The organism is Thioalkalivibrio paradoxus ARh 1, from assembly GCF_000227685.2.
GTDB lineage: Bacteria > Pseudomonadota > Gammaproteobacteria > Ectothiorhodospirales > Ectothiorhodospiraceae > Thioalkalivibrio > Thioalkalivibrio paradoxus.
In genome coordinates this window covers 2311366-2338114 of the sequence record NZ_CP007029.1, presented here as the reverse complement: position 1 = coordinate 2338114, position 26749 = coordinate 2311366, and the positions used below count along the sequence as shown (strand labels likewise).

At 67.1% G+C, this 26749-nt stretch carries 19 protein-coding genes and 1 tRNA gene; 14 read left to right on the top strand and 6 right to left on the bottom strand.

Features of this window, described 5'->3' with window-relative positions:
- Positions 1-62: 62 nt before the first annotated feature.
- Positions 63-1328, top strand: a complete 1266-nt coding sequence (locus tag THITH_RS10530) for a glucose-1-phosphate adenylyltransferase (RefSeq protein ID WP_006748136.1) — start codon at positions 63-65, stop codon at positions 1326-1328.
- A gap of 195 nt (positions 1329-1523) precedes the next feature.
- Here the strand turns inward: THITH_RS10530 and THITH_RS10525 are convergent, their stop codons facing one another.
- Complete coding sequence (locus THITH_RS10525) at positions 1524-4157, bottom strand: PEP/pyruvate-binding domain-containing protein (RefSeq protein ID WP_006748137.1); 2634 nt, start codon at positions 4155-4157, stop codon at positions 1524-1526.
- Between the two features lie 120 nt (positions 4158-4277).
- On the opposite strand from THITH_RS10525, the gene THITH_RS10520 reads away from it, so the two are divergent.
- Positions 4278-4364 (top strand) — tRNA-Leu (locus THITH_RS10520).
- A gap of 188 nt (positions 4365-4552) precedes the next feature.
- On the opposite strand, the gene THITH_RS10515 is transcribed toward THITH_RS10520, so the two are convergent.
- The 4 genes from THITH_RS10515 to THITH_RS10500 all read right to left on the bottom strand — a co-directional run bounded on the left by THITH_RS10515 (position 4553) and on the right by THITH_RS10500 (position 10281).
- The gene (locus THITH_RS10515) at positions 4553-5038 is read right to left on the bottom strand and encodes an Lcl C-terminal domain-containing protein (protein ID WP_232222191.1); all 486 of its coding nucleotides are present in this window, start codon (positions 5036-5038) and stop codon (positions 4553-4555) included.
- 216 nt (positions 5039-5254) lie between these two features.
- On the bottom strand, positions 5255-8353 hold the full coding sequence (locus THITH_RS10510; RefSeq protein WP_006748140.1) for an efflux RND transporter permease subunit: 3099 nt from the start codon (positions 8351-8353) through the stop codon (positions 5255-5257).
- Positions 8354-8382: 29 nt separating this feature from the next.
- Positions 8383-9495, bottom strand: coding sequence for an efflux RND transporter periplasmic adaptor subunit (locus THITH_RS10505; RefSeq protein WP_006748141.1), 1113 nt, complete (start codon positions 9493-9495; stop codon positions 8383-8385).
- Between the two features lie 45 nt (positions 9496-9540).
- Positions 9541-10281, bottom strand: a complete 741-nt coding sequence (locus tag THITH_RS10500; RefSeq protein WP_006748142.1) for a TetR/AcrR family transcriptional regulator — start codon at positions 10279-10281, stop codon at positions 9541-9543.
- 191 nt (positions 10282-10472) lie between these two features.
- Between THITH_RS10500 and THITH_RS10495 the strand changes: the two genes are divergently transcribed.
- The 5 genes from THITH_RS10495 to prxU all read left to right on the top strand — a co-directional run bounded on the left by THITH_RS10495 (position 10473) and on the right by prxU (position 16287).
- A complete protein-coding gene (locus THITH_RS10495) occupies positions 10473-11432 on the top strand; it encodes a patatin-like phospholipase family protein (protein ID WP_025367482.1) in 960 nt (319 codons plus the stop codon).
- A 108-nt stretch (positions 11433-11540) separates the two neighbouring features.
- Complete coding sequence (locus THITH_RS10490; RefSeq protein ID WP_006748144.1) at positions 11541-12341, top strand: TIGR02281 family clan AA aspartic protease; 801 nt, start codon at positions 11541-11543, stop codon at positions 12339-12341.
- 215 nt (positions 12342-12556) lie between these two features.
- Complete coding sequence (locus THITH_RS10485) at positions 12557-13507, top strand: LysR family transcriptional regulator (RefSeq protein WP_006748145.1); 951 nt, start codon at positions 12557-12559, stop codon at positions 13505-13507.
- Positions 13508-13597: 90 nt separating this feature from the next.
- A complete protein-coding gene (locus THITH_RS10480; RefSeq protein WP_006748146.1) occupies positions 13598-15385 on the top strand; it encodes an N-acetylglutaminylglutamine amidotransferase in 1788 nt (595 codons plus the stop codon).
- 185 nt (positions 15386-15570) lie between these two features.
- Entirely contained in the window at positions 15571-16287 is a 717-nt protein-coding gene (gene prxU / locus THITH_RS18785; RefSeq protein ID WP_084222656.1) for a thioredoxin-dependent peroxiredoxin, read from the top strand.
- A gap of 135 nt (positions 16288-16422) precedes the next feature.
- On the opposite strand, the gene THITH_RS10465 is transcribed toward prxU, so the two are convergent.
- On the bottom strand, positions 16423-16929 hold the full coding sequence (locus THITH_RS10465; protein WP_006748149.1) for an Lrp/AsnC family transcriptional regulator: 507 nt from the start codon (positions 16927-16929) through the stop codon (positions 16423-16425).
- A gap of 183 nt (positions 16930-17112) precedes the next feature.
- Here THITH_RS10465 and THITH_RS10460 point away from each other — a divergent pair, with 183 nt between their 5' ends.
- The 7 genes from THITH_RS10460 to THITH_RS10430 all read left to right on the top strand — a co-directional run bounded on the left by THITH_RS10460 (position 17113) and on the right by THITH_RS10430 (position 26744).
- Entirely contained in the window at positions 17113-18813 is a 1701-nt protein-coding gene (locus THITH_RS10460; RefSeq protein WP_006748150.1) for a 2-isopropylmalate synthase, read from the top strand.
- Between the two features lie 168 nt (positions 18814-18981).
- Positions 18982-20391 carry a 3-isopropylmalate dehydratase large subunit gene (leuC, locus tag THITH_RS10455; protein WP_006748151.1) on the top strand — a complete coding sequence of 470 codons (1410 nt, stop codon included), beginning with the start codon at positions 18982-18984 and terminating at the stop codon, positions 20389-20391.
- A gap of 3 nt (positions 20392-20394) precedes the next feature.
- Complete coding sequence (gene leuD / locus THITH_RS10450) at positions 20395-21036, top strand: 3-isopropylmalate dehydratase small subunit (protein ID WP_006748152.1); 642 nt, start codon at positions 20395-20397, stop codon at positions 21034-21036.
- 223 nt (positions 21037-21259) lie between these two features.
- A complete protein-coding gene (leuB, locus tag THITH_RS10445) occupies positions 21260-22342 on the top strand; it encodes a 3-isopropylmalate dehydrogenase (RefSeq protein WP_006748153.1) in 1083 nt (360 codons plus the stop codon).
- Between the two features lie 18 nt (positions 22343-22360).
- On the top strand, positions 22361-23386 hold the full coding sequence (locus tag THITH_RS10440) for an aspartate-semialdehyde dehydrogenase (RefSeq protein ID WP_006748154.1): 1026 nt from the start codon (positions 22361-22363) through the stop codon (positions 23384-23386).
- Between the two features lie 121 nt (positions 23387-23507).
- Positions 23508-25883, top strand: coding sequence for a FimV/HubP family polar landmark protein (locus THITH_RS10435; RefSeq protein ID WP_006748155.1), 2376 nt, complete (start codon positions 23508-23510; stop codon positions 25881-25883).
- 72 nt (positions 25884-25955) lie between these two features.
- Positions 25956-26744: a hypothetical protein gene (locus THITH_RS10430; RefSeq protein WP_006748156.1), complete on the top strand. Its 789-nt coding sequence runs from the start codon at positions 25956-25958 to the stop codon at positions 26742-26744.
- Positions 26745-26749: the final 5 nt, after the last annotated feature.

Genomic DNA, 26749 nt, shown 5'->3' with positions numbered 1-26749 from the left:
GCCGGCCCGGCGCATCGTAACCAGGGTACGCGTCCCCGCAGGCGCGAAGGAGTCAGTGAGACATGCAGACCGACCGAATCATCGCTTTCGTCATGGCCGGTGGCCAGGGATCCCGGCTGCAGCCGCTCACCACCGCCCGGTCCAAGCCGTCGGTGCCGTTCGGGTCGCGCTATCGCATCGTCGATTTCGTGCTCAGCAACCTGGTGAACTCGCAGATCCGGACGATCTACCTGCTGGTCCAGTACAAGTCGCAGTCGCTGATCGAGCACGTGCGCAAATCCTGGACGATTTCGCCGCTGCTGCAGGACCAGTTCGTCACGGTGGTGCCGCCGCAGATGATCGGCGGCGAGAGCTGGTTCCAGGGGACTTCCGACGCGGTATATCAGAACATCGGGCTGATCGAGACGCATGCCCCGGATCTGGTCGTGGTGTTCGGTGCCGATCACATCTACCGGATGGACATCCGCCAGATGGTCGCCTTCCACAAGGAGCGCGAGGCCGATGTGACCATCGCGGCACTTCCGGTTCCCCTGCGCGACGCGCGCGGTTTCGGGATCATCTCGGCTGCTCCGGATGGACGTGTCCAGGCGTTCCAGGAGAAGCCGGCGAACCCGACCCCGATCCCGGGGGACCCCGAGCGGGCGTTCGCATCGATGGGCAACTACGTCTTCCGCGCCGACGTGCTGATGGCGGCGTTGGAGGAAGCGCACCGCAACGGCGAGACCGATTTCGGGGGGCACATTCTGCCGCGCCTGCTGCGCGATCACCGGCTGTTCGCCTACGATTTCGCGACCAACGAGGTGCCGGGAATCAAGCCCTACGAAAAGCGCGTGTACTGGCGCGACGTCGGCACGATCGACGCCTATTTCGATGCCCACAAGGACGTGCTCGGGGACGAGCCCGTGTTCGACATGTTCAATCCCCAGTGGCCGATCTTCTCGAGCAACTACCAGGGTCCGGTCGCGCGCGTACTCGGCGGCGAGCTTCACAATTCGCTGCTCGGAGCCGCGAGCGTGGTCCATGACGGCGTGCGTATCCGGGATTCGATCATCCGCCGCGAGGCCGTGATCGAGGACGACGTCGAGCTCGACGAATGTATCGTGATGGACTACACCCGGATCGGCCGGGGGGCGAAGCTGCGCCGGGTGATCGTCGACCGCCACAACCACATCGAGCCCGGCGAGCGCATCGGCTTCGATCCCGACGTCGACCGCCAGCGGTTCCAGGTCAGTGAGTCGGGCATCACCGTCGTTCCCCGCGGCCGTGCGAGCTATTTCGCCCGCGGCCACACCGGTGGTGGAACGTCCGGCGGCGGGTACGCGGAGTGAATGACGGCTGGCGGCCGCCTGCGCGTAGTCCCACAAGGGCGGAATAGCGCAGCGTCATCCGCCACAGGGCGTTCGCAGTGCCCAGGCGCCCGCGGCAATCCGGGCGGCGGATGGCGGATGACGGCCTTCGGCCTTTTCCGCCCTACACGTCTTTCATTTTCAGGGGTGGCCGCGTGCGCCATGAGAGTTAACGGGTCAAGCGGTGGGCGCGCTGGCAGCCGCCTGCGCGTAGCAGAGCAACCGCTGCCGCACGACGTCGGCGACGACCCGGAGACTCAGACCGCGTACGTCGTAGATGCGCACCGCGGCGGCGACCGCGGGGTCGCGGGCTTCGTCGCCGGGAGGGGGGAGCCGGCGCTGATCGGGCAGGGCGTCGAGCCAGCCAGGGCGGTAATCGGTTCCGGATTCCTGCGGAAACAGGGCGACGTAGGCGATCCGTGATTCGACCAGATCCTGAAAGAAATGCGAGCCGAACGACAGATCCGGAATCATTCCCGCGCCCAGTTCGGCCACCTCGACCAGCACCGCCACCCGGTTGATGTCTGCGAAGCGGGCCGGGATGCCGAGTTCCGGGCTGCTGGTGCCCCAGCGACCCGGGCCGATCAACAATACCGGGTCGGCGTCCCGGTCTGCGACCGCTCGGTTGATCTGTCCGACCAGCCGCGCGACCGCGAAACGCTGGGGGATGCTCAGTGCGCTGTAGCGCGGGCCGTCGATATGCACGACGCGCGCGATCGGCTGGTCGATGTTCCCGCCCATGAAACGTCCCCGGGTCTCGAACAGCAGGCGGGGTGGGGCGACCCGGTCCGGCAGGGTCACGGCCTGGCCTTCGCCCAGGGTTTGCAGCGGCCGGCACTGGACCAGGTTCACCGAAGGTACCCCGTCGGCTGCGAGATGCACGGTGAACTCGACGTCGACCGGGTAGGCATAGGCGTGTTCCAACTCGCGGAGCAGGCGGCGCATCAGCGGCACGAACGCGGTCTCGCGCAACAGCGGGGCGAAAGTGAGCCGCCAGACCGGGCCACCTCCGGGCAGCGTGCGTGCGCGCTCGGTGGCCTCGCGGTCGAGTTCGGCTACCCAGCGCAGCGGAAGGTCCGCGGCGGCCTGCACCAACTGCCGCAGCGGCAGCGAGCGCGGGCGGTTGTCGACGATGTCGAGCACATCGACCGTGTGCTGCGAGTACCGGTAGGTCTCGCTGCGCTCGCGGTACGGGCGCTTGTGCGGCTGATCGAGCGCGACCACGCAGGCATGATCGCCCTCGATTCGGTCCACTGCGCGAGTGCCGAGCCCCAGTACCAGACGCAGCATCCCCGCCTCGGGATCCATGTCCGGATCCCATGCGAACGTGTTGCGCGAGACGCCGACTCCGGCGGCGTCCGGAAGATAGTGGCGGCCATGGTAGCGCCCGTTCACCCGCTGCAGCAGCAGCGCCATCGGTTCTTCCATCTGCGCCAGCCCGCGCTGCTGCCGGTAGACCAGTGCATCCTCGCTCATCGTCGACGCGTAGACCTGCCGGATCGCGTCCTCCAGCTGTTCCAGACGCCGGTCCGGCGCGCCCTGGTTGACGCGGAACACGCTTTCGTACTTGCCGGCGAAGGCATTGCCGAAGCCGTCCTCCTGCAGGCTGCTGGAACGCACCAAAATCGGGTATTGGCCGAAATAGTCGAGCATGCGCTCGAGTTCGAGGCGGATCTCGCCTGGAATCTCGCCCTGCAGCATGTCTTCGCGCAGCGAGCGGGCCTCGTCGAAATAGCCCTCGGGGCTGCGCTGGCGCATGATTCGCGGCCACCAGCGGTTGTGCACCAGGTAGGCGTAGTACACGTCCGAACCGAGGAAGAACGAGTCGTGCGGCTCGAGGTGACGGCTCCAGTGCGTGCGGTCCGCGTTTAGCAGCGCCTGGCGCGCGAGCAGCATCCCCACGGCCTTGCCGCCGATGTAGCCGCTGCCGATCATGCGCGCCCGCACTGCGAGCAGGTCTTCCAGCGTCAGGTACCGGCGGGCGAGCTGCAGGATGCGTGGTTCGCGCCCGATCAGCACCGTGAGCAGGTGCTCCAGGATCGCCTTGCGGCGGCCGGTATCGGAACCCGGCGCGCTGGCTTCGCCTGCTTCGAGGAACATGCGGTCCCAGCAGTCGAGCTGGCGCTGGCTCGCCTGCCGGTGCCGGTGCTCCAGTACCGCCTGCAAATGGGTGGCGTCGCTGCTGTCGATCACCGGAACGAAACGTTCCCCCTGCTGCCGATGCGGGAGAAACATCGTCGGCGACTGGCGTTGCCAGACCTTCACCGGCTGGACATGGCATTCCTCCCGGGCATGGTGCACGTCGATCAGAACCTGTGTGGTCTCGCGGATCCGTGACAGCGTCGTGTGTGAATGGCTCTGCGGCTGCAGCGCGAAGTAGGCCACCGTGTCGAGTTCGTAGAGGTACGGGCAGACCACGCGGAAGAAGTTGCCGACCATGTAGTCGGTGGCCCAGGCCGACAGCAGGTCCGACAGGCAGTCGCAGACGTAGAACGCGCCGCGCCCATGGTCCGTGATCAGCTGGTAGACCTGACGCGTGAACGCCTCGAAGCCACCCATCGCGTCGATGGTGACGGTCCGGACCCCAGGTCCCGGCGCCACCAGCGGCGCGTGCCGGCCGAAACGCAGGTAGATGATCTGCCGTTGCTGCGCACTCGCCGCCGCGACGAACGGCTGCACGAAGCGCCGGTAGTCGTCGATGTCGTCGACGCGCCAGACGACATTGTCGCCGATGCGCAGCCCGTCGAGCACCGCGTCCAGCCCGGCGATGCCGGTGGAAACGACCTCCCGCTCGGCGAACCCGGCGTTCATCGGCGGGCTCCGCAGCCGAAGGCGCCGCCCCGCGCGTTGGTGCTTGCAGGAGAATCCATTACCATCCCCAGCGCGGGACCACCGCGGCCGCACGCGCGGCACGGCCAATACCGTACTCTTGGGGGCGTGGCGGAACAGGTAGACGCAGCGGACTTAAAATCCGCTGGCCGCAAGGCCGTGCCGGTTCGATTCCGGCCGTCCCCACCAACCGCTTCGATGACGTCACCGAATTCGGGGTTCGTAACCCGTGCAGTAGGCGCGGTGTGCGGCCAGACGTTCCGGAGCACGATGGGCAGATGCGGAAAGGGCCCGCTTGTTTCGATTCTGCCCAACGTGGCACTGGCTGTCCGGTTCAGGCTGCTGCTGAGTGATGGCCTCGCAGCGCGGGTACTGCATCACTCGGGATCGCGCACCAGTCTTGCCTCGAAGCGCTGGCGCTTGTGGCGCCAGTTGCTGAAGCCGTTCGCGAAGTGGACGCTCCAGGCATAGTGGGCGTCGTAGGCGGCCTCCGAGGAGGACCAGAAGTTCGACGGCGGCGTGTTCGGGAAGGCCGAGGGATCGATGGCCGGATTGAACATCCGATATTCGACCAGCGTCTGCAGTTCGTCCATTGTCGGGAGTCGCCAGCTATCCTTGCCCGCGAATTCGGTGTTCAAATCCCGCGCCTGGTCCCAGGTAAAGCGATCGGCACGCCCGCCGCAGTACTCGCCTGTCCAGGACTGCCCGAGGCTGCAGCGCATCCATTGCAGCCCGGTCTGGTGATCGTGGATCACGACTCCGTCCGCGATCGGTTCGTAGCGCGAGTCGCCCGGATCGGCCGAGGCCACCAGGGGGGCGGCCAACAACAGCGCGACACCCGCGATCAGACGTTTCATTGACATCTCCATTCCTCTCGTATGGTTCTGGTTGCCGGCGGGTCGCACGACACGCCCGTCCGGTCGGGGCGCCCCGACCAGAGACCGGGCACCGGAGCAGGAGCATAGCAAAAGGCGGACGCAACCGGAGAAAGGCGACGCCGTCGGGCGAGTAGGGGGCGCCCGGCAGCATCGGCCTGCGCCGATCGGATAGCGTGTCCGATCGGCGTTGTGGTGCTGCGGTCAGGCGGGGTCGGTCGCTGCGGATTCGGTGGCCGCGGCGCGCCCACGATCCCTGGCAAGGTACAGGTAGACCGCGGGAACCACGAACAACGTGAACAATGTGCCAATGGCCATACCGCTTGCGATCACCAGGCCCATCGCGAATCTTGAGCCGGCGCCCGCGCCGGTGGCCAGCAGCAGCGGGACCATCGCGATCACCGTCGCGGCGGTGGTCATCAGGATCGGACGCAGACGCAGGCTCGCCGCCTCCTCGATCGCCTCGCGCATGGAATGCCCCTTCCTCTGCAGCTGGTTCGCGAATTCGACGATCAGGATGCCGTGCTTCGCGATCAGGCCGATCAGCGTGACCAGGCCGACCTGCGTGTAGATGTTCAGCGAAGTGAACCCGAGGCTGATGAACACCAGCGCGCCTGCCACCGACATCGGGACGGTCATCAGCATGATCAGCGGGTCGCGGAACGATTCGAACTGCGCTGCCAGCACGAGGTAGATCACGACCAGCGCGAAGAAGAACGTGGCCACGAACTGTGCACCCTCGGCCTTCAGCTGCCGCGACTGGCCGGCGTAGTCGACGGTGTAGCCCGCAGGCAGCACTTCCGCGGCGATGCCGTCGAGCAGATCCAGCGCCTCGCCGAGGGTCACGCCGGGGCGCGGCACGCCCGACAGCGTGACCGCGTTCAGCTGCTGGAATCGGCGCAGGCTGCGCGGCACCACGGTCTCCTCGAACGTGACGATGTTCGACAGCGGTACCGGCTCGCCGTCCCGGGTGCGCGTGTAGAGTTCGGCGAGCTGGTCGGGGTTCAGGCGCTCGCTGCGCTGCACCAGCGGAATCACGCGGTAACTGCGGCCGTCGAGCGCGAAGCGGCCGGTGAAACCACCGGCGAGCAGCGGCGCCAGGTCGGCGGTCAGCGTCGCCATGTCGATGCCCATCTGCGCGGCCTTGTCGCGGTCGATCTTCAGGTCCACTCGCGGCTTGTCGAAGTCCAGATCCGAGTCCATGAAGATGAACCGGCCGCTCGCCATCGCGCGGGCGATGATCTCGTCGGTGAATTCCCCGAGGTTCTCCATCGGCCCGGTCGAGCCGATGACCATGCTGACCGGCGCGCCGCCGCCCCCGGGGCTCGGCAGCGACGGCGGCTCGACCGCGAAGATGCTGAGCGCCGGGATCTGGTCGAGCCGCGGCTGCAGATCCTGTTCGAGAATCTCGCCCGTCGAACGCTCGCGCTGATCCCAGGGCGCCATCACGAAGCCCGCGATCGCCTCGTTGGTGCTGGGCGTGGCGCCGCCGCCGAAACCGTTGACGATGAAGATGTTGCGCAGCTCGGGAATCTCGCCCATGAAGCCGTCGATCAGCCGGGTGTTGCGCTCGACCTGATCCAGCCCGAGGTAGGCGTCGCCTTCCATCACCGAGAACACGAAGCCCTGATCCTCCGGTGGCTCCAGCTCGCTGGCGCTGGTGATGAACAGGAAATAACAGGATACGAGCACGATCAGGCCGAAGACGAGCAGCGTGAAGCGCTCGTTCAGCGCGCCGTGCAGCCGGTGCCGGTAACGCGCCTGCAAGGCGTTGAAGCGTGCGTCGAGCCAGCCTTCGAGGCGGCCGCCCGGTCGGCCGCCTTCGTGGCCCTTCAGGATGCGTGACGCCAGCATCGGCGACAATGTCAGCGCAATGATCCCGGATATCAGCACCGCGCCGGCCAGCGTGAACGCAAACTCGATGAACAGTGTGCCGGTCAGTCCGCCGACGAACCCGATCGGCAGGAATACCGCGATCAGCGTGGTGGACATCGCGACGATCGGCCAGGCGAGTTCCCGGGCGCCCTGGATCGCGGCATCGAAGGGTTTCATCCCGTCCTCGATGTGGCGGTGCACGTTTTCGACCATGATGATCGCATCGTCGACGACGATGCCGATCGCGAGCACCATCGCGAGCAGGGTCAGCAAGTTGATCGAGAAGCCCATCAGCAGCATCAGCAGGAAGGTGCCGATCAGCGACAGCGGAATCGAGACCGCCGGGATCGCCACGCTGCGCAGCGACCCGAGGAACAGATAGATCACGATCAGCACCACGCCGAGCGCCAGCGCGATGGTCAGCAGAACCTCCTCGATCGCGCTTTCGATGTACTCGGTGGAGTCGTAGACGATTTCGGCGTTCAGGCCCTCGGGCAGTTGCGGGCGGATGCGGTCGCGAAACGCCTGGCGCACGTCGGCGATCACGTCGAGCGCGTTCGCGTCAGGCGAGAGCTCGATGCCGACGAAGGTCGCGTTCTGGGCGTTGAAACGTACCGAAACGTCGTAGTTCTCGGAGCCCAGCTCGACGGTCGCGATGTCTTCGATCCGTACCATCGCGCCGTCTTCCTCGCGCACGATCAGGCGTTCGAATTCCTCGAGTCGGGACAGGTCGGTCTCGGCGGTCAGGTCGACGGTGACCAGTTGCCCGCGGGTGCGTCCGACCGCCGCCAGCACGTTGTTCGCCTGCAAAGCCGCGCGCACGTCGCGGCCGGTGACGCCATAGGCCGCCATGCGCTCGGCATCGAGCCAGATGCGCATCGCGAACGTCTCGCCGCCGAGGATCTCCGCGCGCTGCACCCCGGCGATGGTCGACAGCTCGGGTTCCACCACGCGGGTGAGATAGTCGGTGATCTGGTTGTTCGCGAGCCGGTCGGAGAAGAACGACAGATACATCGCGGCAATGCTCTCGCCGACGGCCAGCTCCACCACCGGATCCTCGGCCTCGGCCGGCAGGTCGCCGCGCACCTTGTTCACCTGCGCCGCAATCTGGGTCAGGGCCTCGTTGGGGTCATGGTCCAGGCGCAGATACGCCTGGATCACGCTGATGCCGGGCACGCTGGTCGAGACCAGGTAGTCGATGCCCTCGGCAGCCGCGACCTCGCGTTCGAGCGGCGTGGTCACGAAGCCCTGGATCAGGTCCGCATCCGCCCCGATATACGCGGTGCTGACGGTAACGACCGCGTTCTTCACTTCGGGAAACTGGCGCACGTTCAGATCGACGATCGCGCGCAACCCGAGCAGCAGGATGAACAGGCTGACCACGGTGGCCAGCACCGGCTTCCGGATGAAGAGGTCCGTGAATCGCATCGGGTGTCCCGGTGGTTGGCGTGGGAAGGTCAGGCGTTATCGGGGCGGGGAGCAGGGTCCTCGCTCGGTCGGGCTTCGTCGGTGATCTCGACCGGGGTCTCGTTTTGCAGCTTCAGCAATCCGCTGCTCGCGACCCGCTCGCCCGCCTCGAGCCCATCGACGATGCGGATCAGGTCGCCCCGGCGCTCGCCGGTCTGCACGAAGCGTTCGCGCACCCGCAGCGTGTCCTGGTCGTCCCGGTAGGTCACGAACACCGAATTGCCGAACGGATTGAAACGGATCGCCGTCTGCGGCAGCACGATCACGTCTTCGGGCTCGCCCGCCGCCAGCGTGACCCGGGCGAACTGGCCGGCGCGCAGCTTGCCCTCGGGGTTATGTACCAGTGCCTGAACCTCGAACGTGCGCGAGCCCGCACGGACCCGTGGTTCGATCGCGCTGATCGTCCCGTCGAAGCGTTCGGCGAAGGCGTCGACCTCCAGCCGCACCGGCTGCCCGGGGCGGACCTGCCCGAGGCGGCGCTCCGCCAGCGTGAAGTTCAGGTAGATCGGGTCCACCGATTCCAGGGTCACGATCGGGTCGCCGGGCGATACGTACTGGCCGAGGTTGACCCGGCGGATGCCGAGGATGCCGTCGAAGGGCGCGCGCAGGGTTTTCTGATTGATGCGCGCGCGCTGTGCGGCGACCGCGGCGCGAGCCTGTTCGGCTTCGCTTTGCCGGCGCTGGACTTCGGCCTCGGAAATGTTGCGCTCCTGCGCCAGCCGGCGCGCGCGCTGCAGTTCCTGCTCGGCGAGTCGCGCCGCAGCTTCCAGAGCGGTCAGCTCCGCCCGATCGGTTTCGGTGTCCAGGCGCAGCAGTACGCTGCCCTCCATCACCTCGGTGCCGGGCTGCAGCAGGATCTCGCGCACGATCCCGCCGACTTCGGTGCTGAGCATCGCGCCTTGCACCGCCTCCAGCGATCCGACCGCGCGGATCTTCGGTGTCCAGCGATCCTGCCGCGCCTCGGTGGCGGTGATCGTCGCGGTCGGTACCGGCATGCTGTCGAAGTAGGCGTCGATCTGGGAATCGACGAAGGCCTTGAAACCGAAGATGCCCCCGAAGACCAGGGTCACCGCGATCAGCATCAGAATGAAGCGCTTGGACATCGGGGGCTCCGTGACAGGCAATCCGTGACAGGCGAAGGGCCTGCGTCAGGCCGTTGAGGCCGGCGGGGTGGGATCGGAATCCAGCAGCAGGCGCACGCGCTCGTTCTGCCGGGCGAGTGCATCGGAGTCGTCGAGCTTCGCGAGCGGCCGCCAGCCAAGGCCGTTGAGCAGCGCGTGGCTGTGGTGCAGCAGCAGGTCGTACGGCTCGCGGACTGCGTATGCTTCGAGCAGTCCCTGCGCGTGGATCAGGGTATGCATGCCGGTATTCAGACACCATGGCCCCGCGGCGATCTCGATCGGGCGCAGGCCGGCGCTGCGCGGGAGATCCTGCGCCTCGATTGCTGCCGAGACGATGCGCGATACGGCCTGACTGATCGGCGCGCCTTCCTCCAGCAGCCGTTCGCGCCGTTCGGCGGACGCGCTATCCCAGATGACCTCGGTGCTGACGTACTGGACCAGGCGGAAGTAATCCGGGTGGCGCTGGCCGAAATCGATGTCGGTCAGGATCACCGCAAGCATCCGGTCACGCGTGCCCAGCGGCAGGTCCGGCAGGCGTGCAAACGCCGCGGCGCGGCGTTTCAGGTCCTCGGTTGCGATCGCCAGCAGCAGATCCTCCTTGGAAGCGAAATGCTGGTACAGCGTGCCGGTTGCGTAGTCGCAGGCGTCGGCAAGCCGCGACATCCGCAGATTCAGCAGACCGTCGTGGCGGATCAGATCCTGTGCCGTCTCGATGAACAGCATCTCGCGGGCGCTGCGTTCCCGCAGCTTGCGTTCCCGGGTGCCCATTGGAATTGAGTCGTATCCGAAATTTGAATCGCGTTCAAATGATGCCAGCGCCGCCGCATGCTGTCATCCTCTTGCTGCGAGAGTGGGTCGGGATCCAGGCCCCCGATTCCACGGTCGCAGGAGTCCACGGGCCGGCCGTCCGCAGGGTGCCGCAGGAGAGTCTGCCCTGCCGCGGCCGCTCGGTGATCCGGATGCGCGCAAGCTTCGAGGAGGGCGATGCCATGATGCAGTACGGCTTTTCCCGCGGTCGCCGCAAGGCGCTGGCGCTGATGCTCGGGGCGGCAATCGCCCCTTGGGTGACGGCGCGGGGGGCGTCCCCGGAACCGCGGATCGGTTTGGCGCTCGGCAGCGGCGGTGCCCGCGGGCTGGCCCATATTCTGGTGTTCGAGGTTCTGGACATGCTCGAGCTGCGGCCGCACCGGATTGCCGGCTCGAGCATCGGCGCGGTGATGGGTTCGCTGTACGCAGCCGGGTTGTCGGCGCAGGACATCCACGATGCACTCGACCGCGTGACCGTGTCGCAAGACGAAAGCTGGTTCCAGGCCCTGCTGGATCGGGAGCTGACACGCTGGCTGCGGTTCGTCGAACCCGGGTTCGAGCGCGGGGGGCTGGTAAAGGCGGAGGCCTTCACCGAGTTCCTTGCGGAGACCGCGGGCGTGGCCGCGTTCGAGGAGCTGGAGATTCCGCTACAGGTGGTGGCGACGGACTTCTGGGCCCGGGAGATGGTTGTGCTGGAGTCGGGGCCGTTGTGGCCGGCGGTGCGGGCCAGCATGGCCATGCCCGGCCTGTTCAAGCCCGTGAACCACCAGGACACGCTGTTGGTCGACGGCGGATTGACCAACCCGCTGCCCTACGATCTGCTGGACGACTGCGACCTGGTGATTGCGGTCGATGTGCTGGGGACGCGGACCCCGGACGGCTCCGAGGTGCCGTCGTCGCTGGATAGCATATTCAATACGTTTCAGATCATGCAGTCGGCGATCCTGGGCGAGAAACTGCGCAGTTCACCCCCCGATTTCCTGGTGCGGCCGGATATTCAAGACGTGCGCGTGCTCGATTTCCACCGATTCGAGGACATCTTCGAGCAGGCGCGTCCGGCCCGGGATGCGCTGGCAGCGGATCTGCGCGAGTACCTCGCCCAACGGCGTTGAGGCGTTTTCGCCGGTGCCGGGGTCCGGCACTTCGCCCCGGCGGTGGTGTCTGAACGCGTACGGAAGTCCGCCGCGCTGCGCTCGGCGGCGAACGCCAGAGGGAAGCCCGTGAGACGCTTTCGAACCCACTACGACAACCTGCAGGTCAAGGAAAACGCCAGTCCGGAAGTGATTCAGGCGGCGTGGATCTCGCTGAGGCGGAAGTGGCACCCGGACCACCACCCGGACCAGCCGCAGCAGGCGGAGCGCATCCGGCAACTGATCGACGAAGCCTATCAGGTGTTGTCGGATCCGCAGCGGCGCCGGGATCACGATGCCTGGGTTCGGGTGCAGCAAGCGGGGTTCGACGCCGTGGATCCGGCGCCGGTGGGTGTGCAGCCCGGCCTGCCCGGGCGCGTGAACAGCGCCCGGCGCCCTGGGCCGCTGCGCCTGACTCTGATCACGCTGGGCTGGATCGTGGTGTTGGCGCTGCTCTGGTGGGCGTTCGACGATTACCTGGAGCGCAGGGAGTTTCCCAATCGGAACCTGGCCATCGCCGAAGGTGGCAGCACGGAACTGGTGCTGCGTCGCAACCACGTCGGACAGTATCTGGCTCCGGGCACGATCAATGGCGGACCCGTGACATTCCTGCTGGACACGGGGGCCACGCAGGTGTCGGTGCCCGAGCACCTGGCCGATGATCTGGGGTTGCAACCCGGCCGCCGTGGCCGGGCGCTGACCGCGAACGGGCCGGTCGATATCCGCCACACGCTCATCCCGGAAGTCGCGCTGGGGCCGTTCGTGCTGCGCAACGTGTCGGGGCATATCAATCCGGGAATGACCAGTGACCAGGTCCTGCTGGGAATGAGTGTGCTGAAGCACCTGGATTTCGCGCAGCGGGAAGGGCAGCTCATTCTGACGCTCCCGTAGCGGGGCGCTGGAACCCGGAGTCGGCCGACCCCCCCCGGCGTTTTGTCAGAAGGGCGCATGATCGCGGGCATGGACTCGGGTAGCCCCATGATTGACCTTGCTATAATATTAGCGATTACTGAAATACAGAAGCGCGCGTCCGGATGTGCCGGCGCGCGGGGTCTGTCCCTGGTCGCTTGCCCGCCAGGGAGTGCAAGTGAGCGGAGATCGCAGGTATGCCAAAGGTGACTCTCGAGCAGTGGCGCATGCTCAAGGCAGTGGTCGAGGCCGGCGGCTTCGCGAAGGCTGCAGAACGTGTGCACAAGAGTCCGTCGAGCATCAACCACGCAGTCCAGAAGTTGCAGACTCAGCTCGGGGTCGCGCTGCTCGAGGTCCGCGGGCGCAAGGCCGAGCTGACCGAGGCGGGCGAGGCGTTGCTGCGCCGCGCGGGGCATTTGCTGAACGACGCCCGGGACATGGAAAATCTGGCGTTGTCGCTGGCAGCGGGGATCGAGTCGGAGATCGCGCTTGCAGTCGACCAGATCGTGCCGCAGCCAGCGGTGATCGATGCGTTGCAGCGGTTTGCGACCGAGTTCCCGGGCATCCGTGTGCAGGTCCATGAAACCGTTCTCGATGGCGGCGCCGAACTCTTGCGTTCGGGCCGCGTGGATCTGTGGTTGGGGCCCGAGGTTCCGGCTGGCTTTCTGGGTGAACCGCTGGGTCAGATCCGGTTGATCTGCGTTGCGCATCCGGCGCATCCCCTGGGGCAGGCGGGTGGCCGGTTCGCGCTGCGGGATCTCCGGTCGTCGCGCGAAGTGGTGGTGCGGGCTTCCGGGGACACCGGCGACGGCGACCGGGACGAGCCGGAGGCCCCGCAGCGCTGGACGGTGGGCCATATGAGCACCGCGCTGCAGATCGTGCAGGCCGGGCTTGCGTTCGCCTGGCTGCCCGAGTGCCTGGTTCGGCAGGCACTGGACCGGGGCAGTCTGGCGGCGGTCGCGCTGGAGGCCGGATCGACCCGCGTAATGCCGTTCTCGCTGGTGTTCGCGGATCGTGATCGGGCGGGCGCCGCCACGCGCAGTCTGGGCGCGACGCTGTGCTCGGTGTTCGAGGAACGCTCTCCCGAGTCCGAGGCACTGCCCGACTGGTGGTCGCTGGCGCGTTGCGGATCCCGGCCCGAACTGTAATCCCCCGATGCGCTCGGGCGGTCCCGCCGGGCGGGACAGCCCTGCCGTTGCGAGTTCGGTACACTCTGGGAAACGGCAGCGGAGCGGGTCATGTGCGGAATTGCGGGGGAATTCGTCTGGGGTGACCGGCGTGCGGACGTCGATGCGGTGGCGCGGATGCTGCCCGCGTTGGCGCGGCGCGGACCTGACGCGGATGGCGTCTGGGCTTCCGGCCGGGCGGCGCTGGGGCACCGGAGGCTGTCGATCCTCGATCTGTCGCAACGCGCGCACCAGCCGATGTTCGATCCGGAAACCGGGCTGGCGCTGGTGTTCAACGGCGCGATCTACAATTTCCGGACTCTGCGCGCGGAGCTCGAGCGGCGCGGGCACCGCTTTTTCTCCAGCGGCGACACCGAGGTCATCCTCAAGGGCTATGCCGAGTGGGGCGAGGGGGTCGTGGCCCGGCTGCACGGCATGTTCGCGTTCGCGCTGTTCGACTCCAGGACCCAGAAGATCCTGCTTGCCCGGGACCGCATGGGCATCAAGCCGTTGTACCTGGCGCGTTCGGGGCACGGGATCCGGTTCGCGTCGAACACGCAGGCCCTGCTGGACAGCGGCGGTGTCGATCCCGCGCTGGATCCCGAGGCATTGCATCTGCTGTTCTCGTTGCACGCGGTGGTGCCGGCGCCACGCACCGTGCTGCGCGGGATCCGCAAGCTGCAGCCGGGCCATTACCTGCTGATCGAGGCCGACGGCCACGAACACCTGGAACGCTACTGGCAGCTCTGTGCGCGGCGTCCGGAACAGGCGATCGACGACGACGAATGGCGCGAGCGCATCGAGGCCGGGCTGCGTCGGGCGGTCCGGCGGCGGCTGGAAGTGGCCGACGTGCCGGTCGGCGTGCTGCTTTCCGGCGGGCTGGACTCGAGCCTGCTGGTCGCGCTCGCGGTCGAGGAGGGCGCGCAGGACCTGCGCACCTTCACCGTGGGGTTCGAGGACCAGCCGGAGGAAAAGGGCTCGGAGTTCGAGTTTTCGGACCCGGTCGCCGAGCGCTACGCGACCGACCACCAGCGCACACTGATTCCGAACAGCGAAGTGCTCCGCCGCCTGCCCGAGGCGGTTGCGGCGATGGCCGAGCCGATGTTCGGGCAGGACGCGGTCGCGTTCTACCTGCTCGCCGAGCAGGTCTCGCAGCATGTGAAGGTCGTGCAGTCGGGGCAGGGCGCCGACGAGGTGTTCGGCGGCTATTTCTGGTACCCGAAGATGGCTGAGGAACGCTCCGGCGACTGGGCCGAGCGCTTCCGCAAGCACTATTTCGACCGCGACGACCCGGAGATGCGCGAGCTGCTCGCCGCGCCGCCGCCGAACGATCTGGCCGGCGAGTGGCTGCGGGCGGAGTTGGCGATGCTCGAGACCGACCGGGCCGACAGCTTCATCGACGCGGTGCTTGCGCTCGACGTGACCACGCTGATCGTCGACGACCCGGTGAAGCGGGTCGACAACATGACGATGGCCTTCGGGCTCGAGGCCCGGGTGCCGTTCCTGGACCACGAGCTGGTCGAGACCGCGGCGGCGATGCCGCCGCACCTGAAGCTCGGCGACGGCGGCAAGAAGGTGCTGAAGCAGATTGCCCGCGGGCGGCTGCCGGACGCGGTGCTCGACCGACCGAAGGGCTATTTCCCGGTGCCCGCGCTGAAGTACGTGCGCGGCGATTTCCTGGAGTTCATGCGCGATATCCTGGGGTCGCAGGCGGCGCGCGAACGCGGCATCTACCGGCCCGAATACGTGCAGCGCCTGCTCGACGCGCCCGACCAGTACTTCACGCGCATCCAGGGCTCCAAACTCTGGCATCTGGCGCTGCTCGAGTTCTGGCTGCAGACCCACGTCGACCGCGCGTAACGCACCTCTCCGGTTGGTTGCAGCCCCGCGCCCCGCCGACCATACTCGCCTTGAGGCCGAGTGCGCTTCCCGCTCTCGGGTCCGGGCCGGCACATGTCGGGCGGGCGGTATCCGGTTTTGGCAGGCACTCATCTGCACGGTCGGGTATGCCTCTGCTGTCAGGACCAATCCGTCTGGGAGGCAGTATGGAAGAGCAACCCGTAGGGTGTGCACGGGTGTCCGGCGCCGTGGATGAAGCCCCGGCATCGGAACGCCCCCCACCCACCGAATCCAGTACACCAAAGGAGGATGTCAGAATGAGTGTCCGCGTGGGCGAGAAAGCCCCCGATTTCACCGCGCCGGCGTTTTACCGCGGAAGCTTCACCAATGCGAAGCTGTCCGATTTCTCCGGCAAGTGGGTTCTGCTTTGCTTCTACCCCGGCGATTTCACGTTTGTCTGAGCCACTGAGGTGTCGGCGGTCGCCGCACAATATCAGACATTGCAGGAACTGGGTGTGGAAGTCATTGCGGTCAGCGTGGACAGCCACTTCGTCCACAAGATCTGGAACGAGGTCGAACTGAGCAAGATGGTGGAAGGCGGCATACCTTTCCACATGGCCTCGGACCAGGCAGGGCATGTCGGACGCGCCTACGGCGTGTGGGACGAGACCCAGGGCATCGAACTGCGGGGTCGCTTCATCATCGATCCCGACGGCGTGATCCAGGCGATGGAGGTGCTGACGCCTCCCGTCGGCCGCAAGCTCGCGGAAACGGTGCGCCAGGTTCAGGCGTATCAGGCCGTAAGGGCATCGGGCGGTAAGGAAGCGATGCCCGCGGGCTGGGAGCCCGGCAAACCCACCCTCAAGCCCGGCCCCGACCTGGTCGGCAGGGTCTGGCAGGTGTGGAAGCCCTCAATGGAGTGACCTGATCCCCGGCCATCGCCGGGTTTCTCGCCAGCGCGGTGGAGGCGTTTTCGCCCCGCCGCTCTGGCTACCTTTGATGCAAGTCGACCCCGTGGGCCGGACCGGCGCACGGGGTCTGGTGCCCGTGCTCCGGCCTCATTTCGGGAGGTAGCCGAGGGGCAGGGCGGTGCGGTCGATCACGCGCCGGAGCACGAAGCTCGTGTGCACGCTGCTGACTCCCTCGAGCCGGGTGATCCGGCGCAATAGGAAATCCTGGTAGGCATCCATGTCGGGAACGACCACCTGCAACAGGTAGTCGGCGGCCTGGCCCGTGATCAGGTAGCAGTGCTGCACTTCTGGGTAGCTGGAGACCGCGTCCTCGAAGGTCGCGAAACGCTCGGGGGTGTGGCGGTCCATGCCGATCTGGATCAGTGCGGTGAGCTCGAGCCCGAGGCGCTTGCGATCCAGCAGCGCCACCCGGCCGATGATGATCCCGGCCTGCTCCAGCGCCCGAACCCGCCGCAGGCAGGGGGAAGGGCTGAGGCCGACCTTCTCGGCGAGATCCTGGTTGGATAGCCCGGCGTCGTGCTGCAGCACCTCGAGGATACGGCGGTCGGTGCGGTCGAGGGGATGGAGTCGGGTGTTCTGGTTCTCTGTGGGCATGAAATGTCACATCTAGGCACATATGAGAAATAGTATGGCCCAAAAGCGGAGAATCGGGTTCAAATAGGCGATTCATTGCGCGTCCATTCGAATATCATGGTGCTCGATGGCATTCCACCGCTGTGGGCGCTTGCCAGCCCCCGGAGCGTGCCGCAGCCGCTGACAGTTCGACGAGGAGCCGAAATGAACCATCCGAGATTCGACCATCGCAAGTATGCCCCCGCACCGGTGATCGCGAAGCCCGACCGGCGCTGGCCGGACCGGCGCATCGAGCGCGCTCCGGTATTCGCCAGCGTCGACCTGCGCGACGGCAACCAGGCGCTCGAGCGCCCGATGTCGGTCGAGCAGAAGCTGCAATTCTTCGATTTGCTGGTCGGGATCGGTGTGACCGAGATCGAGGTGGGTTTCCCGTCGGCGTCGCAGCCGGATTTCGACTTCACCCGGCGCCTGATCGAGGAAGGCCGGATTCCCGATCATGTGACGATCCAGGTGCTGACGCAGGCGCGCGAGGACCTGATCCGGCGCACCTTCGAGGCCCTGGCGGGCGTGCCGCGTGCGATCGTGCATGTGTACAACTCGACCAACCCGGCGCAGCGCGAGCAGGTGTTCGGGCTGGACCGCGACGGCGTGCGCCGGATCGCGGAGAACGGCGCGCGCTGGGTGCGCGATATCGCGGCCGAGTATCCCGGCACCGACTGGACCTTCCAGTACTCGCCCGAGAGCTACTCGGCCACCGAGCCCGACTACGCGGTCGAAGTGGTCGACGCGGTGAACGCGATCTGGCGGCCCGATCAGGGCCAGCAGGTGATCATCAACCTGCCGGCGACGGTCGAGATCACCACGCCCAACGTGTTCGCCGACCAGGTCGAGTGGTTCTGCGATCGCGTCGCGATGCGCGAGCACTTCGTGCTGTCGCTGCATACGCACAACGACCGCGGCACCGGGGTCGCGGCGGCCGAGCTGGGGCTGCTGGCGGGGGCGGACCGGCTGGAAGGGACATTGTTCGGCAACGGCGAGCGTACCGGGAACATGGACCTGATCACAGTCGCTATGAACTTGTACTCGCAAGGCATTGATCCGAAAATCGACTTGTCGGAGATGGAACGGATCGAGGCGGTGTACCGCGAGTGCACCGGGTTGCCCGTGCACCCGCGGCATCCCTGGGCCGGGGAACTCGTCTACACCGCGTTCTCGGGCAGTCACCAGGATGCGATCCGCAAGGGCATGGTCCACCAGCAGCGTCGCGGTGGTCCCTGGCAGGTGCCGTACCTGCCGATCGACCCGCGCGATCTGGGCCGGCATTACGAAGCGGTGGTGCGGATCAACAGTCAGTCCGGCAAGGGCGGTGTGACCCACGTGCTGGAGCGCGATCACGGCATCACCTTGCCGCGCTGGCTGGCGGTGGAGTTCGCGCGCGCGGTGCAGGCGGCGGCGGAGGCGAGCGGGGCCGAGGTGAACTCGCGCACGGTGCACTCGCTGTTCGACCGGCTGTACCTGGCCACCCCGGAAGCCTGGCGTTTGAGCGGGTACCGGCTGAACCGCCAAGGTGCGCAGGTCGAGATCGACGTGCAACTGGCGGTCGACGGCGTGGTGCAACGCCTGACCGCGCGCGGCGATGGCGTCGTTTCGGCGCTGGTATCGGCGCTGGAGCGGCGGTACGGTGTGGCGGTCGAGGTGGTCGAGTTCGACGAACACGCGCTGGAGCACAGCACCGGTGCGCGGGCGCTGGCCGCGGTTGCGCTGAGCGTCGACGGGACGCGTGCGACCGGTGCGGCAATCGCGGAGGACAGTGCCGGAGCCGCGGTGCAGGCGGTGCTGACCGCGCTGTCGCGTGCGGGGGTCGAGGCCGCCGCAACGGAGCCGAAGCTCGCCGTCGCGACCTGACAGCCGTCAGGTCCGCCCGCGACCGCCGATTCGGCAACGGATCGCGGGCCCCGTCTCGCTCCCCAAGCCGTCTCCCGCCGAGCGCGGGAAGGGCTTGCGGGGCTGCGCGGCGGCGCAACCGTTGCGGCGCGCGGTATCATTCATCGTTTCATGCTCGCTGGAGGAAGCATGTCCGGTCAGACGCTGTACGACAAACTGTGGCAGGCGCATGTCGTCCATGAGGAAGAGGACGGCACCGCGCTGCTGTACATCGACCGCCATCTGGTGCACGAGGTCACGTCGCCGCAGGCCTTCGAGGGTCTCCGGCTGGCCGGGCGCAAGCCCTGGCGTTCGGATTCGGTGCTGGCCGTGCCGGATCACAACGTCCCGACCGAGCACCGGGAGGCCGGCATCGCCGATCCGGTTTCCCGGACGCAGGTCGAGACGCTGGAACGCAACGTCGGCGAGTTCGGGTTGAAGTTTTTCCCGATGCGCGATCTGCGCCAGGGAATCGTGCACGTGATCGGGCCGGAACAGGGCGCGACGCTGCCGGGGATGACCGTGGTCTGCGGCGATTCCCATACCTCCACCCATGGTGCGCTGGGAGCGCTGGCCTTTGGCATCGGGACCTCCGAGGTCGAGCACGTGCTGGCGACCCAGTGCCTGTGGCAGAAGAAGTCCCGCAGCATGCTGGTTCGCGTGGACGGCGAACTGCGGCCGGGGGTTACCGCGAAGGACGTGGTGCTGGCGATCATCGGAACGATCGGAACCGCCGGGGGCACCGGCTATGCGATCGAGTTCGGTGGGGCGGCGATCCGCAGCCTGTCGGTCGAGGGGCGCATGACCGTGTGCAACATGGCCATCGAGGCCGGCGCCCGCGCCGGGATGGTCGCGGTCGACGAAAAGACCATCGAATACGTGCGTGGTCGCCCGCAGGCCCCTGCGGGCGAGCTGTTCGAACGGGCGGCCTTGTCCTGGCGCGAGCTGGTCAGTGACCCGGACGCCCGGTTCGACCGGGTGGTGGTGTTGGACGCCGCGACGATCGAGCCCCAGGTCAGCTGGGGCACGTCTCCGGAGATGGTCGTGCCGGTGTCCGGACGCGTCCCCGACCCGGCGCTGGAAAAGGATCCGGTGCGTGCCGAGGGCATGCGCAAGGCGTTGCGGTACATGGGGCTGGAGCCGGGGACCCCGATCGACGGGATCCGTCCCGACAAGGTGTTCATCGGTTCCTGCACCAATTCCCGGATCGAGGATCTGCGCGAGGCGGCGGCGGTGGTCCGCGGCCGGCGCAAGGCGGACAGTGTCCAGCTTGCGATGGTGGTGCCGGGGTCGGGGCTGGTCAAGCAGCAGGCGGAGGCCGAGGGGCTGGACCGGGTGTTCCTGGACGCGGGTTTCGAATGGCGCGAACCGGGCTGTTCGATGTGCCTGGCGATGAACGCGGACCGTCTGGAACCGGGAGAGCGCTGCGCCTCCACCTCGAACCGAAATTTCGAGGGCCGGCAGGGGCAGGGGGGGCGCACGCATCTGGTCAGCCCGGCGCTGGCGGCCGCGGCCGCGGTTGCCGGGCATTTCGTCGATCCTGCACGACTGGAGGACTGAACCATGCAGGCATTCACCGTGCACCGAGGCATCGCGGCGCCGCTCGACCGCGCCAATGTCGATACCGACGCGATCATCCCGAAGCAGTATCTGAAGTCGATCAAGCGCACCGGCTTCGGACCGAACGCGTTCGATGACTGGCGCTACCTGGATCCCGGCGAGCCCGATTCCGACCCTGCGCAGCGCCGGCCGAACCCGGAGTTCGTGTTGAACCGGGTTCCGTTCGATCGCGCATCGATCCTGCTGGCGCGCGAGAATTTCGGCTGTGGTTCGTCGCGGGAACATGCGGTCTGGGCCTTGGCCGACTTCGGGTTCCGTGCGGTCATCGCACCATCGTTCGCGGACATTTTTTTCAATAACAGCTTCAAGAATGGCCTGCTTCCCGTTGTTTTACGTGAAGAGGAGGTCGACGAACTGTTTCGGCGGGTGCAATCCGAACCCGGGCTGCAGCTCGAGGTGGACCTGCAGACGCAGCAGGTCCGGGTCCCGGACGGGCCGGTGTTCCACTTCGAAATCGACGAGAACCGTCGCCATCGGCTGCTCGAAGGTCTGGACGACATTGCGTTGACGCTGCAGCATGCCGACGAGATTCGCGCGTATGAGGCCCGCCGGCGCGAGGAGGCGCCGTGGCTGATGCCCGGCTGAGGTCCATACGCCGCGACGGACGGATGCGGAAAGCGCGTAGAATGACGGCCGTGCCAGGCCTCGCCGGTCGCTTCGCGTGGGCGTGCGCGGCTGATCTGCGTACTGCGCCGACACGCCCCCGCAGGTTGGGGCAACGCACAAACCCGCCGCCATGCATCGGCAATCGTTTTCAAGCAATACAACCACAAGCAATACAACCAGTGGAACGTTAGGAGCGCGCAGGGTGCAGAGAATTCTGGTGTTGCCGGGCGACGGGATCGGTCCGGAGATCGTGAACGAGGCCCTGAAGGTGTTGGATCGGGTCGCCGAACTCGAGGGTCTGGATTTCGAGATCGACGAAGGACTGATCGGTGGAGCCGGCTACGACGCCGCGGGAGATCCCTATCCCGAGGCGACGCGCGCGATGGCGCGCGAGGCGGACGCAATCCTTTTGGGCGCGGTCGGCGGCCCGCAGTACGAGGCGTTGGATCGCCCTCTGCGCCCGGAACGCGGCCTGCTCGGCATCCGTTCCGATCTGAACCTGTTCGCGAACCTGCGGCCTGCGATCCTGTATCCGCAATTGGCGTCGGCGTCGACGCTGCGTCCGGAAGTGGTCGCGGGCCTCGACCTGCTGATCGTCCGTGAATTGACCGGGGACATCTATTTCGGGCAGCCGCGGGGCGTCGAGGAACGCGACGGCGAGCGCGTGGGATTCAATACGGCCGTCTACAGCGAATCCGAGATCGAGCGCATTGCCCGCGTGGCATTCGACGCCGCGATGAAGCGGGGACGCCGGCTGTGCTCGGTGGACAAGGCCAACGTGCTGGAGGTCTCCGAGCTCTGGCGCGAGGTGGTGATCCGGGTCGGTCGCGACTACCCGAGCGTCGAGCTCTCGCACATGTACGTCGACAATGCCGCGATGCAGCTGGTGCGTGCGCCGAAGCAGTTCGATGTGATCGTCACCGGCAACATCTTTGGCGACATTCTTTCCGACGAGGCGGCGATGCTGACCGGTTCCATCGGCATGCTGCCGTCGGCGTCGCTGAATGCCGAGCGCGCGGGGCTGTACGAGCCGATTCACGGCTCGGCTCCGGACATCGCGGGCCAGGACCAGGCGAATCCGATCGCAACCGTCCTGTCGGTGGCGATGATGCTGCGCCACAGTCTTGGCCATGCGGCCGCGGCGGCCCGGATCGAGACGGCCGTCGGGCGGGTGCTGGACCAGGGGCTGCGGACCGCAGACATCGTCTCGGAAGGCTGTACACTGGTTGGCACGGCGGCAATGGGCGACGCGCTGGTCGCGGCCCTGAACGGAGATAACGGTTGAACTTGGGATGGCAATGCCATGAGTGAAAAGAAGTTTGATGTAGCAGTCGTCGGCGCGACCGGTGCGGTGGGCGAGACGATGCTGGCGATTTTGGCCGAGCGTGCGTTTCCGGTCGGCACCGTCCATGCGCTGGCCAGCGAGCGTTCGGCGGGCAAGACGGTTGCGTTCGGCAACCGCGAACTCGTGGTCGAGGATCTGGCCACCTTCGACTTCTCGAAGGTACAGATCGGGCTGTTCTCTCCGGGGGCATCGGTGTCTGCGGTGTACGCGCCCAAGGCGGCGGCCGCGGGCTGCGTGGTGATCGACAACACCTCGCAGTTCCGCTACGACGACGACATTCCGCTGATCGTGCCCGAGGTGAATCCGGCGGCAGTCGCGAGCTACAGGAATCGCGGCATCATCGCCAATCCGAACTGTTCGACCATCCAGATGCTGGTGGCCCTGAAGCCGATTTACGACGCTGTGGGCATCGAACGGATCAACGTCGCCACTTATCAGGCGGTGTCCGGCACCGGCAAGGACGCCATCGACGAGTTGGCCCAGCAGACCGCGGCACTGCTCAACGGCAAGCCGGTGGAATGCAGCGTGTATCCGAAGCAGATCGCGTTCAATGTCCTCCCGCACATCGACGCATTCATGGATAACGGCTACACCAAGGAAGAAATGAAGATGGTCTGGGAAACGCGCAAGATCTTCGAGGACGATTCGATCATGGTGAACCCGACCACCGTGCGCGTACCCGTGTTCTACGGGCACTCCGAGGCCGTGCATATCGAAACGCGCGAGAAGATCAGCGCCGAGACGGCCCGTGCTCTGCTTGAGCAGGCGCCGGGCGTCGAGGTGCTGGATAGCCGCGGTCCTGGCGGCTATCCGACCGCGGTCACCGAGAGCAGCGGGCGGGACGGCGTTTTCGTGGGGCGGATTCGCGAGGACATCTCGCATCCCCGTGGTCTCGACCTGTGGGTCGTGTCGGACAATGTACGCAAGGGCGCGGCGCTGAATACCATCCAGATTGCCGAGTTGCTGGTCCGCGAATACCTTTGACGCGAAACGGGCTCGTCGCCGTCTGCTACTCTGTGGGCAGGGAGGCTGGGGGCCGGGCGCAGGAGAACAAGCCCTTCGATCCCGCCTGAAGGTGCTGGATTGTGGCGAGGGAGGAATACGCGTGCGCAGAATCATCATTGCCCTGACGCTGTGGCTGCTGGCCGGTTCAGCCATGGCGAACGTCAGCCTGGGAGACATTGACGTTCGTTCTTTCCTGAACCAGCCGCTCCAGGCGCAGGTCAGGGCAGAGGGTGCGGCGCTCGACAACGTCGAGTTCCGCCTCGCTCCGGAACAGGATTATCGTCGTGCGGGCCTGGCCCGGGGCGCGCTTCCGCCGGACCTGGAGATCCGGGTCGAAGGCACTGGCAGCAGTCGGCTGATTCGGCTCACGACGCAGAGGCCGGTGCGTGAGCCGTACCTCGGCGTTCTGCTCGAGGCGCGCTGGGGCGGCGGGCGGATACTGCGCGAGTTCACGCTGCTGCTGGATCCGCCCGTTGCCTTTGAACCAGAGCGCAGTGCGCCGCCGGTGGTCACCCGACCGGCCGAGACGGTCCCGGCGGAACCGGCGCGCGCGACCACCTATCGGGTCCGGCGGGGCGACACGTTGCTGACCATCGTCCGTCAGCAGGGTTATGTAGGTGTGACCTCGGAACAAGCGATGCTTGCGATTCTGGAGGCGAATCCGCAGGCGTTCGTCGGCGGCAATATCAATCAGCTCCGCGCGGATGTGGAACTCAGGATTCCGGCGCAGGAAGATGTAGCCGCCCGCAGCAGCGATGCTGCCCGCGCAGAGGTGCGGCGCCAGACTCAGGCCTGGCGCGAACGAACGGCGCCGCGTCCCGAGCCTGTCCCTGCCAGTCCGCCTCCGGCAGCACCAGAGCCGGTGACCCCTGCGCCGGAAGAAGTGCCTCCGACGCCCGATCCGGTTCCCCCATCGGAAGAACCGGAACCCGAAGCCCCCCCTGCTGACGCGCTTCCCACTGAGGAACCGCCGGTCGATACCATCGACGGGTTGGAAATCGCGATGGAGGATCGCCTCGAGATCCTGGGCGGCCCCGGGGCGCCGATCGGGGCGGCGAGTTCACAGGTGGTCGAAGAGGCATTGCTGTCCCAACAGGCCGCGATGAGCGAGTTGCGCGAGGAACTCGTCGCGCTGCGCACGGAGCTGGCCGAACGCGACCAGTTGCTCACCCTGGTCAGCAACGAGCTGGCCCAACTCGAGAGCCGGATGCGCGAGCTGCAGCAATCGGCCGGGGCCGGATTCCCGGGCGCCGGTCAGTCGGTTGGGGACATGGCGTTTCGGGATCGGATCCTCGCCGACCCGCTGCTGTTGATGATGGCCGCCACGATGCTGCTGCTGTTCATGTTGCTGTTGGTGGCTTTGTTCCGACCGGTGCGGCTCCGGCAGCCTGAGGGTGATGCCGGGAGTCCTGGCATACGCGAGGCGGCCCGGGCGGCCGAAGCTCCGGCGGCGCCCGAACGGGCTCCGCAGCAGCCGGGTGAGACACGCACCGGTTCGGTCGCCGGGGCGGCGCTGGCAGGCGCAGCGGCTGGCACTGCGGCTGGCACTGCGGCTGCACGGGCACCGGCGGACGCACCGTCAGCGGTTAACGACCAGGCCACACTGGGTGGCGTCCCGTCCGGCGAGATCGACGTAAACGAGGGTGAAGACGACGTATTGGCCGATGTCGATCTTTATCTTGCTTATGGCATGAACGACCAGGCGATCACCGCGTTGAACAAGGCGATCGACGGCGGGACGGATACGCTTGAGTACCGGATGCGCCTGCTCGATGCCCATGCCGCGAACAACGACACCGACGCGGTGCGCCAGGCCGCTGCGGATGTGCGAGCACGGCTTGGACCGGACGACGATGCGGCACGCGCGCAGGTCGCGGCCGTCGAGGCCCGGTTCTTGGGCGAGCAGCCCCAGGAGCCCCAGGAGTTTGCGACCGAGCCCGACGAGCCGGAGGCGGGTGACAGTTCCGTGCACACCGGTGCGCAGGATGCGCCTGAGAAGGCGGTGCCGGATCCCGGCAGCCTCGATTTCGATGCGCCCGAGGAGTTGGCTCCGGAGCCGGAAACGCAGGTCGAAGCCGGACAGGATGCGCGCCGCGACGAGGACGAAGACCATCTGCTCCGTTTCGACGTCGAGGGACTGGACGATGATTCATCGGCCCGGCAGGTGGACAAGCCGCATGGGGAGAGCGAAGGAGAGGGGATCCCTGCGCTGGATTTGCCGCCACTGGAAGGCGCCGAAGGCGGAAGTCAGGATGCGGATACCGCGGCCCCTGCAGACACGGAGGTGGCGGCCGGTGTAGCCAGCGATACTTCCGAGGTGGGAATGAAGCTCAGCCTGGCGGAAGCGTTCGCCGATCTGGGAGACCGCGAAGGCGCGCTTGCGCTGCTCGACGAGGTCATGCCTGCCGCAACGCAGCAGCAAAAGGAACAGGCCGACGCGATCCGGCAACGGCTCGGGCAGGAGGATGCCGGCTGACGTGGGGTACGGGCTGGGCACGTGGCCGCGGGACCGCGTGGGTTTCCGCGTGTTGATGAAGCCGGTCAGCCGATGACAGCCGTGACGCATCCGTCCGCCGTCGGAGCGCCTGGCCTGCCGCCGGAGACGCGCGCCGCCCGTCTGGCCAGCCTGGGGATCGCGGGCGTCGTGCTGATGTCGGGCAATGTGCTTGCCCCGGCGGCGGTCGCGCTGCTGCCCGGTTTCCTGGTGCTGCTGGGGTTCTGGCTGACGGGCGGTTTCCCCTGGCGGCGTGCGGCGGGCCTGGTCTGGCGCCTGAAGTGGTTTTACCTGTCGCTGCTCGTCTTCTTCGGCTGGCTGCAGGGTCCGTCGCAGCCCGATGTCGCGTGGGGAGCGATGCTGCCGTCGCTTCCAGGTCTCGGGGAGGCGGCGATCCGCATTGCCGCTCTGGCGCTGGTGGTTGGCTGGGTGGCCTGGTTCACGACCGCGTTCGACCGCCCGGCGCAGATCGCCGGCTTGCTGCGCTGGTTGAATCTGCTGCGGCCGCTGGGGATTCGGGGCGAGCGGTTCGCCCGGCGCCTGTTTCTGGCGCTGGACTACTTCGAACACCAGCACCGGCACTACCGCGAGTTTCGCGATCGCTGCAGCGGCACCCGCTGGCGCCGGCTGATGGCGGGGCGCGAGTTCCTGGTCAAGGGGCTGGACCGTGCCCTGAGCGGCCGGCCCGTGTCGGACGCTGTGGCGCCAGCGCCTGCAGAACGGGCTGGCGGGCCGGATCCGGCGGCGACCCGAGCGGGACTGGCGTGGCAGGTGAGTCTGCTCTGGGTGGCCGGGCTGTCGGCGATTGTGATCCGGAGTGCGGCGATCGGACCGTTGGCGTGATCCCG

Excerpts from the sequence above, each read along its gene's own strand:
- THITH_RS10460 (WP_006748150.1), top strand. The coding sequence starts at position 17,113 with ATGAACCATCCGAGATTCGACCATCGCAAGTATGCCCCCGCACCGGTG.
- THITH_RS10430 (WP_006748156.1), top strand. The coding sequence starts at position 25,956 with ATGACAGCCGTGACGCATCCGTCCGCCGTCGGAGCGCCTGGCCTGCCG.
- THITH_RS10480 (WP_006748146.1), top strand. The coding sequence starts at position 13,598 with ATGTGCGGAATTGCGGGGGAATTCGTCTGGGGTGACCGGCGTGCGGAC.
- THITH_RS10530 (WP_006748136.1), top strand. The coding sequence starts at position 63 with ATGCAGACCGACCGAATCATCGCTTTCGTCATGGCCGGTGGCCAGGGA.
- THITH_RS10500 (WP_006748142.1), bottom strand. The coding sequence starts at position 10,281 with ATGGGCACCCGGGAACGCAAGCTGCGGGAACGCAGCGCCCGCGAGATG.
- THITH_RS10465 (WP_006748149.1), bottom strand. The coding sequence starts at position 16,929 with ATGCCCACAGAGAACCAGAACACCCGACTCCATCCCCTCGACCGCACC.
- THITH_RS10440 (WP_006748154.1), top strand. The coding sequence starts at position 22,361 with ATGAGTGAAAAGAAGTTTGATGTAGCAGTCGTCGGCGCGACCGGTGCG.
- THITH_RS10505 (WP_006748141.1), bottom strand. The coding sequence starts at position 9,495 with ATGTCCAAGCGCTTCATTCTGATGCTGATCGCGGTGACCCTGGTCTTC.
- THITH_RS10495 (WP_025367482.1), top strand. The coding sequence starts at position 10,473 with ATGCGCGCAAGCTTCGAGGAGGGCGATGCCATGATGCAGTACGGCTTT.
- THITH_RS10485 (WP_006748145.1), top strand. The coding sequence starts at position 12,557 with ATGCCAAAGGTGACTCTCGAGCAGTGGCGCATGCTCAAGGCAGTGGTC.
- leuC (WP_006748151.1), top strand. The coding sequence starts at position 18,982 with ATGTCCGGTCAGACGCTGTACGACAAACTGTGGCAGGCGCATGTCGTC.
- THITH_RS10510 (WP_006748140.1), bottom strand. The coding sequence starts at position 8,353 with ATGCGATTCACGGACCTCTTCATCCGGAAGCCGGTGCTGGCCACCGTG.
- THITH_RS10525 (WP_006748137.1), bottom strand. The coding sequence starts at position 4,157 with ATGAACGCCGGGTTCGCCGAGCGGGAGGTCGTTTCCACCGGCATCGCC.
- THITH_RS10515 (WP_232222191.1), bottom strand. The coding sequence starts at position 5,038 with ATGTCAATGAAACGTCTGATCGCGGGTGTCGCGCTGTTGTTGGCCGCC.
- leuD (WP_006748152.1), top strand. The coding sequence starts at position 20,395 with ATGCAGGCATTCACCGTGCACCGAGGCATCGCGGCGCCGCTCGACCGC.